The sequence below is a fragment of the Citricoccus sp. NPDC055426 genome, from assembly GCF_040677445.1.
Classification (GTDB): Bacteria; Actinomycetota; Actinomycetes; order Actinomycetales; family Micrococcaceae; genus Citricoccus.
The window spans coordinates 198,565-209,291 of the sequence record NZ_JBFARZ010000002.1 but is presented as its reverse complement, the minus strand read 5'-3'; the positions used below and the strand labels follow the sequence as shown (position 1 = coordinate 209,291).

At 70.2% G+C, this 10,727-nt stretch carries 9 protein-coding genes; 5 read left to right on the top strand and 4 right to left on the bottom strand.

Annotated elements, in window-relative coordinates; translation table 11 throughout:
* Positions 1-61: 61 nt before the first annotated feature.
* On the top strand, positions 62-838 hold the full coding sequence (locus AB0K08_RS04830) for a hypothetical protein (RefSeq protein WP_363352220.1): 777 nt from the start codon (positions 62-64) through the stop codon (positions 836-838).
* Positions 839-895: 57 nt separating this feature from the next.
* Here AB0K08_RS04830 and AB0K08_RS04825 read toward each other — a convergent pair whose 3' ends face one another.
* From AB0K08_RS04825 to AB0K08_RS04810, 4 genes are all read right to left on the bottom strand, one after another.
* Complete coding sequence (locus AB0K08_RS04825) at positions 896-1,801, bottom strand: NADP-dependent oxidoreductase (RefSeq protein ID WP_363352218.1); 906 nt, start codon at positions 1,799-1,801, stop codon at positions 896-898.
* Between the two features lie 53 nt (positions 1,802-1,854).
* A complete protein-coding gene (locus AB0K08_RS04820; RefSeq protein ID WP_363352216.1) occupies positions 1,855-2,280 on the bottom strand; it encodes a cupin domain-containing protein in 426 nt (141 codons plus the stop codon).
* Between the two features lie 68 nt (positions 2,281-2,348).
* Positions 2,349-4,370, bottom strand: a complete 2,022-nt coding sequence (locus tag AB0K08_RS04815) for a cation-translocating P-type ATPase (protein WP_363352214.1) — start codon at positions 4,368-4,370, stop codon at positions 2,349-2,351.
* Between the two features lie 98 nt (positions 4,371-4,468).
* Positions 4,469-4,705, bottom strand: coding sequence for a heavy metal-associated domain-containing protein (locus tag AB0K08_RS04810; protein ID WP_363352212.1), 237 nt, complete (start codon positions 4,703-4,705; stop codon positions 4,469-4,471).
* A gap of 140 nt (positions 4,706-4,845) precedes the next feature.
* On the opposite strand from AB0K08_RS04810, the gene AB0K08_RS04805 reads away from it, so the two are divergent.
* From AB0K08_RS04805 to AB0K08_RS04790, 4 genes are all read left to right on the top strand, one after another.
* The gene (locus AB0K08_RS04805; RefSeq protein WP_363352209.1) at positions 4,846-5,676 is read left to right on the top strand and encodes a Crp/Fnr family transcriptional regulator; all 831 of its coding nucleotides are present in this window, start codon (positions 4,846-4,848) and stop codon (positions 5,674-5,676) included.
* 69 nt (positions 5,677-5,745) lie between these two features.
* Positions 5,746-7,290 (top strand): arylsulfotransferase family protein, encoded by a 1,545-nt coding sequence (locus AB0K08_RS04800; RefSeq protein WP_363352206.1) that lies wholly within the window; start codon positions 5,746-5,748, stop codon positions 7,288-7,290.
* Positions 7,291-7,380: 90 nt separating this feature from the next.
* Positions 7,381-9,807, top strand: coding sequence for an NAD-dependent DNA ligase LigA (gene ligA, locus AB0K08_RS04795; RefSeq protein WP_363352572.1), 2,427 nt, complete (start codon positions 7,381-7,383; stop codon positions 9,805-9,807).
* On the top strand, positions 9,804-10,724 hold the full coding sequence (locus AB0K08_RS04790) for an inositol monophosphatase family protein (RefSeq protein ID WP_363352204.1): 921 nt from the start codon (positions 9,804-9,806) through the stop codon (positions 10,722-10,724). Before ligA ends, AB0K08_RS04790 begins: the two co-directional genes overlap by 4 nt.
* Positions 10,725-10,727 lie beyond the last annotated feature (3 nt).

Genomic DNA, 10,727 nt, shown 5'->3' with positions numbered 1-10,727 from the left:
GGCTGCTGTACAGGTTTGACGGGCATCATGGGACTGTGACGGTTTATCAGGGGGAGTGGTCATGAGCGTGGAGGACCAGGAGCAGCCGGACGGGTCGGCCCAGTCGGTTGACGGTGGGTTGCCGGCCGGGGAGGGGGCCGGCGAGCTCTCGATCGACTTCGTGGGCGAATGGTACGAGGTCTCTCCGGAGGCGGTCTTCACCATCGGGCGGGAGGGCGACCTCGAGATCGACGACAATCCCTACCTGCACCGCCGCTTCATGGAGATCCAGCGCATCGGCGGCCTGTGGTGGCTGGCTAACGTGGGGACCATGATCTCGGCCACCGTGGCGGACTCCTCCGGCGGCATGCAGGCCTGGGTCTCGCCGGGGTCCCGGATCCCCCTGGTCTTCGGCCAGCTCAACGTGGTATTCACCGCGGGACCCACCACCTACGAGTTCGCCGTGCACCTGAAGAGCCCGTCCTTCCTGCAGCAGTCCAACGGCAGTGAGGCGGTGGGGGACACGACCATCGGCCCCGTGGTCTTCACCCCGTCCCAGAAGGCCATCATCGTGGCTCTGGCCGAGCCGATCCTGCGCCGCGGCGGCACCGGGTTCTCCACGGTGCCCTCCTCCGCCAACGCCGCCAAGCGTCTGGGCTGGCCGCTGACCCGGTTCAACCGCAAGCTGGACAACGTCTGCGACAAGCTGGATCGGGTGGGCGTGGCCGGGCTGCGCGGCGGCGGCGGCAAGCTGGCCACCAACCGCCGCGCCCGCCTCGTGGAACACGCCGTGACCTCCCACCTGATCACCCCGGACGACCTGCCGCTGCTGGACCAGTCCCTCGGCGACGAGGACTGAGGGTCTCAGGGGATGTCCTCCGGCCCCAGATGGCCCTGGCGCTCGGGGGGCCAGGCGTCAGGGGACGATCACCAGTTTGCCGGCCGTGTGGCCGTTCTCGACGATGGCCAGCGCGTCCTGGGCGTCCGCCAGACTGAAGCGCCGGCCCACGTTGGGGGTGACGAGGCCGTAGGAGATGACGTCGGTGATCTTGGCCAGTGCCTCGGCCGTCCGCACGACGGCGGCTCCGCCCAGTTCCCCGACGAGGTCCGGATCCACGGTGGAGATGACCCTCTCCGGGACCTTGGCCACCGCGGCGATGTCTCGCAGCGGCTGCCCTCCGACCAGGTCGACCACCAGGTCCACACCGTCCGGGGCTACGGCACGCACCCGATCTGCAACGCCGTCACCGGACTCGACGAACGTGGCCCCGGTGGATTCCACCAGCTCCCGCTTTGACGCACTGGCCACCCCGATCACCGTGAACTGGTGGACCTTCCCGATCTGGGCCGCCATCAGTCCCACGCCGCCGCCGGCTCCCAGGATCAGCAACGTCTGACCGGCCTCGAGTTCGATCTGGTGGGTGACGTCATAGGCGGTGGACCCGGCGACCGGGATGGCCGCCGCATCCGCGAAGGAGATCTCCTCCGGTTTGGCCACGGTCTTGGCGGCATCCAGCACGGCGTGCTCCGCGAAAGTGCCCTCACCTGCGGTGGGGTGCCCGAGCACGGAATCACCGACGGCGAAGGCGTCCACGCCCTCGCCCACGGCGCTGACCACGCCGGAGGCCTCCAGCCCCATCGGGGAGGGCAGGCTCCGCCGGGTACCGAAGCCGCCGGAGCGCATCATGATGTCCGCCGGGTTCACGCCGGCGGCCCTGACCTCGATCACCAGTTCGCCGGGGCCCGGCTGCGGCACCTCGCGCTCGACCACCTCCTGGTTCTCCGCTCCGCCATAGGCTGCGAAGACCAATACCTTCGACATCTGCTCCTCCTGCATTCCTTGTCACATCATCCGTGGTTGGCTCAGGGCCGGGTTCAGCCTTGCGGCGGGGCGTCCTCGCCGGAGGCCTCTGCCGCGTCCGCCTCCTCCTTGGTCGCGTACTGGGCGTCCGCGGCGTGCTCCGGCGGCGAGTAGATGGTGTAGAGGACCAGCGGCTCCTCGCCCGTGTTGCGGAAGTTGTGCTGGGCCCCGGCGGGGACGGCGCACTGGTCGCCGGCCTCGATCGGGTGGGACTCGCCGTTCAGGTCGGCCTCGCCGCTGCCGGAGACGAAGGTCAGGATCTGGTCCGTGTCCGGGTGGACTTCGTCCCCGATCTCGCCGCCTGCTGGGATGGTCATCACCACGATCTGGGCATGCTCACCCGTCCACAACACCTTGCGGAAGTCGGGATTCTCCCGGGCGATGTCCGCGATGGTGAAGTGCTCAACGTTGCCTTCGAGGGTGAAGTGGTTCTCAGTCATGGTTTCTTCCTTTACGTCGTGCTGATAGTTCTGGTAGCGCTTGCAGCGCGTCTGTCGGTATCCGGTGCTCAGGCGTCGACGGCTGTCGTGCCCGCTTCCTCCGGCGTCTGCTGGCGCTTCGGCTTCCGCAGCTCCTTGGACATGGCCGTGGAGTTCTGGTCGTTGCGCATCAGGCGCATGGCGTTGAGGATCACCACCAGCACGGATCCCTCGTGGACCAGCATGCCGACGGACATGGTCACGCCACCGGCGAAGACTCCGGCCAGCAGGACCACCACGGTCGCCAGGGCGATGACGATGTTCTGCTTCATCACGTTCACCGTGCGCTTGGCCAGGCTGATCGACTCGGGCAGCTTCATCAGGTTGTCGCCCATCAGCGCGATGTCAGCGGTCTCCACCGCGACGGCCGAACCAGCGGCACCCATGGCCACGCCGATGTCCGCCGTCGCCAGCGCCGGGGCGTCGTTCACGCCGTCACCGACCATGGCCACGGTGTGACCCTCCCGCTGCAGCTGAGCCACCGCCTCCAGCTTGTCCTCCGGCAGCAGCGAGGCGTGGATTTCGTCGATCCCCGTCATCGCTCCGATGGACTCCGCCACCAGGCGGGTATCGCCCGTGAGCATGACGACCTTCTTGACGCCGGCATCGTGCAACCGGGCGACCATGGCCGGAGCGTCCTCGCGGATCCGGTCCGCGACGGCGATCACGCCGATGACCTGACCGTCGACGGCGACGATCATGGGGGTCCGGCCCGCGGCAGCGAGCTCCTGAGCGGCCGGCCCGGCGCCGACGTCGTCCCTCACGCCGTACTGGTCCAGCAGCGGTAGGTTGCCGATCAGTACCCGCTGCCCGCCGACGTCGGAGACGATCCCCTTGCCGGGCACCGGGGTGACGGTGCCGGGGATGCCCTGCGGACCCACGCCCTCCTCGCGGGCGGTGTCCAGGATGGGACGGGCGAGCGGGTGCTCGGACCCGGCCTCGGCTGCGGCCGCCCAGCGCAGCACCTCGGTGCGGTCCAGCGCAGGATCCAGGACCACGACATCGGTCAGCTGCGGGGCGCCCTCGGTGAGGGTTCCGGTCTTGTCCACGGCCACGGCGGAGATCTTCGCGGAGGTCTCCAGGTACTCCCCACCCTTGATGAGGATGCCGTTGCGGGCGGCACGGCCGATGCCGGCCACGATGGCGACCGGGATGGAGATCACCAGGGCGCCGGGACAGCCGATGACCAACAGGGTCAGGGCCAGCACCACATTGCCGCTGATGAGCCCGGCCACCAGGGCCAGGACCATGACGGCGGGTGTGTACCAGGTGGAGAACCGGTCGATGAAGGCCTGGGTCTTGGCTTTGGCATCCTGGGCCTCCTCCACGCGGTGGATGATCCGGGCCAGGGTGGTGTCCGCGCCGATCCCGGTGGCCAGCACCTGCAGGAAGCCGCCGCGGGAGACGGTGCCGGCGAAGACCTGGTCCGAGGTGGACTTCTCCACCGGAATGGACTCGCCGGTGATGGAGGCCTCGTCGATCGCGCCGGTGCCGGCCACGACCTGACCGTCCACGGGCACCTTGGCGCCGTTCTTCACCAGGACGATCTCGCCCATCCGGACCAGGTGTGCCGGAACCTCCGCCTGCTCGCCGTCCCGCATCACGACGGCACGGTCCGGAGCGACGGCAACCAGTTCGGCCAGTGCCGAACGCGTCTTGTTCATGGTGGCGGCCTCCAGGGCGTGGCCCACCGAGAAGAGGAAGGTGACGGCGGCGGCCTCCCAGAAGTTGCCGATGAGGACGGCTCCGATGGCGGCGACCGAGACCAGCAGGTCGATGCCGATGACCTTGGTAATCAGGGCGTTGATGGCCTTGACGACGATGCCGTAACCGGCCACGACCGCGCCGGCGAGCATGAAGGCGTCCGCCAGGGTGAAGCCGTGGGAGACGGCGTGGGCATGCTCGCCGGCGTCGATCCACCACTGTGGGGTGAGGATCGGGTTCCCGGCGCCCCCGGCGAGGTGCTGCACGCCGAAGGAGAGGAGGATGAGGACGCCGGAGACGATGGGGACGGCCCAGTTTCCATGGACCCATGTCTGGAACCTGTTCACGGTGATGCGACCTTTCGGGTGAAGGGGGTGAAGGGGGTGAAGGGGGTGAAGGGGGTGAAGGGGGTGAAGGGGGTGAAGGGGGTGAGGCAGGCGGGTGGTCAGAACGCGGACGGGGTGGCCTTGTAACCTGCCTTGGCGACGGCGGCCACGACGTCCTCGACGGAGGTGACGGACTCGTCGTGGTCGACTTCGATGCGGGCGGAGGCGAAGTGGACCTTCACGCCCTCCACGCCTTTCAGCCGCCCGACCTGCTTCTCGATCTTGTTCACGCAGGAGGGGCAGGAGAAGCCCTCGGCGCGCAGGAGGGTGTGGGTGGTGGTGTTCGCGGTGGTCACGGTGTGCTCCCTGATGCTTCTGTGCCCCGGGTCCCTCCCGGGGTCATAGTCCCAAGCTAGGCAGCGGTCCGTGGAAGCGACATGACGCGCGTCAGTTGTCCGCAGGGTAACCTGCCGGAAAGGGTTGACAGGAGGGCACGATGGCATTCCAGGGCGTCGAGACGGCGCGGGGGTCCGCACGGGGACCGGCGACTCAGGGTCGCCGCACCATCCCGCTGCGGGAGATCACTCCGCCCCATCACTGCCCGCGGCCGGTGCGTCTGAAGGTACTGTCCCGGGCCCCCTACTTCCGCGGCCTGACCGAGACCGAGCTGGACGGAATCGACCGGCGGATGCGGACGGACTCCTGGGCCGCCGGGGACCTCCTGTACCAGGCCGGCGAGCCGGCGGGTGCGCTCTACGTGGTGGCCGAAGGCCGCGTGAGACTCTCCCAGTCCACCGCCGCCGGCACCGAGACCGTCTCCGACATCATGGTCCCCGGCGAGCTGTTCGGCGGGATGACCACCCTCGGGGAACCGCACCACCGGCAGACCGCCTCCGCGCTGGTCGGCTCGTGCACGCTGCGGATCGACCAACGCGACTTCCGCGAGGTGCTGGCCGAATACCCGCTGGTCGGTCTGGCGGTCCTGGACGACGTCGCGGCGCGGCTGGCCCGGGCGCAGTCCGACATCAGCGGACAGACCGGCGACCTGGTCTCCCAGCGGGTCGCGACCGCCCTGCTGCGCCTGGCGGACAAGCTCGGGGAGGACCGCGGGGCCGAGGGGATGATGCTCGAGGTCCCGCTGACCCGTGCGGACCTAGCCGGGCTGGCCCGCTCGACCCCGGAATCGGTCTCCCGGGTGATGAGCCGGTGGAAACGGGAGGGCGTCATCGAATCCGGACGGCGCTGGACGGCGCTGAAGGACCTGCCCCGGCTCCGGGACGAGGCCGGGGGATACACTGACGCCGGAACAACAGCGGGAGAGGCCTGAGCCATGGGTGACCATCAGAATCCACGCAGGGGAGCCCTTCGGGTGCTGGTGGCAGCCGTCTCGGGAGGTTTGATCCTGACCTCCTCGGCCTGCAGCGCGGCCGAGGAGGACGGCACGCGTCCGATCCCGCACCAGCAGTTCGTCAGCCGACCGGACCTGAAGCCGCCTGCCGTGCAGGTCACCCACGGCCCCGCCTGGTCGGACGAGTACGGTGACACGGATGAGTTGAGCTTCATCAGCCCGAACTACGGCTCGGAGACCCCCTCGGACGGCTCCATCATCCTCGACGCCGCCGGTGACCTGGTGTGGATGCGTCCCGCCGAGGATGACGACCCCGGGGACAACCCCTTTGACCTGCGGGTCCAGCAGTATCGCGGCGAACCGGTCCTCACCGTATATGAGGGCACCAGTGACGGTGGCATGGGTGACGGCGAGTTCCTCATCCTGGACCGGTCCTACGAGGAGATCGCCCGGGTCACCACCGGTGGCTCCCTGGACCCGGGCCACGCGGATTTCCACGACAGCACCATCACCGGCGACGGCACCATGCTGCTCGCCGCCTATGAGCCCACCCCGGCCGATCTGCGTGAGCTGGGAGGCCCGGAGGACGGTTACATCCAGGACGCCGTCATCCAGGAGGTGGACATCGACTCCGGGGAGGTCCTCTTCGAGTGGAGCGCCCAGGAGCACGTGCCCCTGAGCCAGACCCTGCTGGACTTCGAGGACGAGCAGGCGGAGCTGGAGCAGGAAGCCGAGGAGGATGAGTCGCCCGTGCTCGGCAGCGAGGAGCATCCCTTCGACTACTTCCACATCAACTCCATCACGGAGGACGATGACGGCTCGCTGCTGGTCTCCGCCCGGCACACCAACGCGGTGTACCGCCTGGACCGCAGCACCGGGGCGGTGGACTGGACCCTGGGCGGCTCGGCCAGTGACTTCGAGATGGGGGAGGGGGCCACCTTCAGCTGGCAGCACGATGCCCACCGGGCGCCGGACGGCACCCTGACCCTGTTCGACAACCACGCCCACGGCGGCGATGACGACGAGTCCTCCCGGGGGCTGCGCCTGCGCCTGGACGAGCAGGCGATGACCGCCGAGGTCGCCACCGAGTACCTCCCGCCGGCCGATCGGGTGGCCGGCTCCATGGCCAATATGCAGGAGCTGCCCAACGGCAACGTGATCCTGGGCTGGGGCGCCCGCCCCCACTACTCCCAGCACACCCCCGGGGGCGAGCTGATCTACGACGTCTGCCACGGCGATGAGTGCATGGGGGAGGACTTCGAGGGCGGTGGGGGCAGCTACCGCGCCTACCAGTTCCCCTGGGAGGGCCGTCCGGCCACGGACCCGGACGTGGTGGTCCAGGACGGGGCGGAGGAGAACGACGGCGGCCCGGTCGCCTTCGTCTCCTGGAACGGGGCCACCGAGGTGGCCCGGTGGCGGCTGATGGCAGGCGCAGACGAGGCCAGTGCCACCGAGCAGGCCACGGTGGACCGCGACGGCTTCGAGACCGCCATCCCGGTGCCCGCGGAGGCCGCGGACGCCGCCTACACCGCCGTCCAGGCCCTGGACGCCGGGGGCGCCGTCCTCGGGACCGGAGCCGCCGCGCGCGGCTAGGCTGGGCCGGTGAGCACCGAGCAGACCAACACTGAGGATCCGGGCGTCGATCCGAACGTCGATTCCGCCGTCCAGCCGGAGTCCAAGGACATCCCGCCGGAGGCGTTGCGGGAGCAGTACGAGCACCTCGTGGACGAGGTCCGCAAGCACCGCACGGCGTACTACCAGAATGACGCCCCGGAGGTCTCGGACGCTGAGTACGACTCCCTGTACCGCCGCCTGGAGGACCTCGAGGCGTTGCACCCGGAGATCGTGTCCAATGACTCGCCCACCCAGGAGGTCGGCGGTGAGGTCTCCACCGCGTTCGCCCCAGTCACCCATCTGGCCCGGATGTACTCCCTGGACGACCTGTTCTCCATCGAGGAGTTGCGCGCCTGGCACGAGAAGACCTCCGCCTCGATCGAGGCCATCGCGCCCGGCTCGGCCGAGAAGGGGGTCCGCTGGCTCGTCGAGGTCAAGATCGACGGCCTGGCCGTGAACCTGCTCTACCGGGACGGCGTCCTCGTCCGGGCCGCCACCCGCGGGGACGGCACCACGGGGGAGGACGTCACCCACAATGTGATGACCATCCAGGACATCCCGCAGCAGCTGGCCGGTTCCGGCTGGCCGGCCGAGATGGAGGTCCGCGGGGAGATCTTCATGCCCAGCGCCGACTTCCGCACCTTCAACGAACAGCGGGTGGCCGAGGGCCTGGCCCCCTTCGCGAACCCCCGCAACTCGGCGGCCGGGTCGCTGCGCCAGAAGGACCCCGCCGAGACGGCCAAGCGCCCGCTGAGCATGTTCGTGCACGGCATCGGCGCCCACACCGGCCTCGAGGCCGAATCCCAGCACGCCACCTATGAGCTGCTGGCCTCCTGGGGACTGCCCACGAGCCCGTACACGCGGATCGTGGACTCCCTCGAGGGCACGGACGGCATCCTGCAGTTCATCGAGGACAACGGCGCCCAACGGCACGGGCTGGTCCACGAGATCGACGGCATCGTCATCAAGGTTGACTCCTTCGCCCTGCAGCGGGCCCTGGGCCACACCTCGCGCGTGCCCCGCTGGTCGGCGGCCTACAAGTACCCGCCGGAGGAGGTCCACACCCGGCTGCTGGACATCAGGGTCAACGTGGGCCGCACCGGCCGCGTCACCCCCTATGCCGTGATGGAGCCCGTCCTGGTGGCCGGGTCCACCGTCTCCATGGCCACCCTGCACAACCAGGACGTGGTGCAGGCCAAGGGCGTGCTGATCGGGGACACCGTGGTGCTGCGCAAGGCCGGGGACGTCATCCCGGAGATCGTCGGCCCCGTGATGCCCCTGCGGGAGGGCAAGACCGAGGTCGCAGGGTCCGCGGACGACGGGCCGATCGGTGAGAACCAGGTCCGGCCCTTCATCATGCCCACCGATTGCCCCTCCTGCGGCACCCCCCTGGCGCCCGCCAAGGAGGGGGACGTGGACCTGCGCTGCCCCAACGCCCGGTCCTGCCCGGCCCAGCTCACCGGCCGGATCGAGCACGCCGCCTCCCGGGGGGCCTTCGACATCGAGGCCCTCGGCGAGGAGGCCGCCCTCTGGCTGACCAACGGCCCGGGCCCGGACCCCGCCGAGAACGGCCAGCGGGTCCGCCCCGAGGGCCCCGGCATCATCACCGAGGACGCGCAGCTCTTCGAGCTCTCGGACACCGGGACGAAGACCGCCGAGGACCTCAAGGCCCCCTTCGACCCCGCAGAGCTGTCCGAGGTCCAGGCGAGGCTGGCCGAGGTCATGGTCTGGCGCGAGAAGCGCGCCAAGGACCCGGAGACCGGCAAGTTGGTGCCCTCGGGCACCTGGGAGCTCAAGCCCTACTTCTGGACGCAGGGCACCGCCAAGAAGCCCTCCGAGCCCACCGCCAACACCCGACGGCTCTTCCAGGAGCTGCACAAGGCGAAGACCCAGCCGCTCTGGCGCGTGCTGGTGGCCCTGTCCATCCGCCACGTGGGTCCGACGGCGGCCCGCTCCCTGGCCACTGCGTTCGGCTCCCTGCAGGCCTTGCAGGCACTGGCCGCCGAAGCCACGGGTACGGCGGACGGCGGCGAACAGGCCGACGGCTCGATGAACGAGGCCCGCGCCGCCGCCCAGCAGCGGCTGGCCGATGTGGACGGCGTGGGGCCGATCATCGCCGAGGCCGTGATCGACTGGTTCGCCGAACCCTGGCACCGCGAGATCGTCGAGCGCTGGCACGCGGCCGGTGTGGTGATGGAGGACGAGCAGGACGCGAACACCCCACGCACCCTGGAGGGGCTGACGATCGTGGTGACCGGGTCCCTCGAGGACTTCAGCCGGGACTCCGCCAAGGAGGCCATCATCGTCCGCGGCGGCAAGGCCTCCGGCTCGGTCTCGAAGAAGACCGACTACCTGGTGGCGGGGGAGAACGCCGGGACCAAGCTGGACAAGGCGGAGTCCCTCGGCGTGACCGTGTTGGACGAGGAGGGCTTCCGGACCCTGCTGGCCGAGGGGCCGCCGAAGCCGGAGCCGGAATCCGAGGAGGAACCATCATGAGCCAGGGACTGCTCGCCGTGGCCCGGGCCGCAGCCCGCGCCGGTGCCGCGGTGCTGGCCGAGAGGACCCTGGGCCCGACGCCGGCCACGCAGGACGCGCTCGGGGCGCAGACCAAGTCCTCGGGCTCGGATTGGGTGACGGACTACGACCGCCGGGCCGAGCAGGCGGTGCGCGAGGTGATCACGGCCTACCGCCCGAACGACGCGATCTCGGGCGAGGAGTACGGGCACACGGAGCCGGCAGACCCCTCGGGCTTCCGCTGGTCGATCGACCCGCTGGACGGCACCACCAACTTCATCCGGGGCGTGCCGCAGTTCTGCACCTCGGTGGCTGTCCAGGGTCCGGCCGACCCGGCGGCGTCTGACTCCACGCCCGGCGCCGACGGCCCGGGCGAGGTGCGCTGGTTGGCGGGGGCCGTCGTCGCGCCCGCCCTGGGCCGGACCTGGTACGCGGCCGCCGGCAGTGGGGCGTTCTCCACGCTGGACGGGCCCGGCGTGGACGGGGAGCCCGTGCGGCTGAACGGGCCGATCCCCGGGCGGTCGGGACGGTTGCTCGCCTCCGGCTTCGGGTATGCGGGCCAGCGCCGGGACTTCCAGCTGCGGGCCCTGGCCGAACTGTTGCCCCACTTCGGGGACCTGCGGCGGATCGGCTCGGCCGCCCTGGACCTGTGTCTGGTGGCCGACGGCACGCTGGACGCCTATGCCGAGTTCGGGATCCAGGAGCATGACTGGTCCGCCGGTGTCCTCATCGCCGAGGAGGCCGGGGTGGCCGTGCGTCGGCCCGCCTCCGGCGACGGCACGGCCCATCCCGACTGGACGGTGGCCGGGGTGCTGGACCCGACGTGGGCGGACGGGGAGTACGACCTGCCGAGGCCGGACCCGGCCCACGCCGTGGGTGACGGAGACGTGGGAGACTGAGGC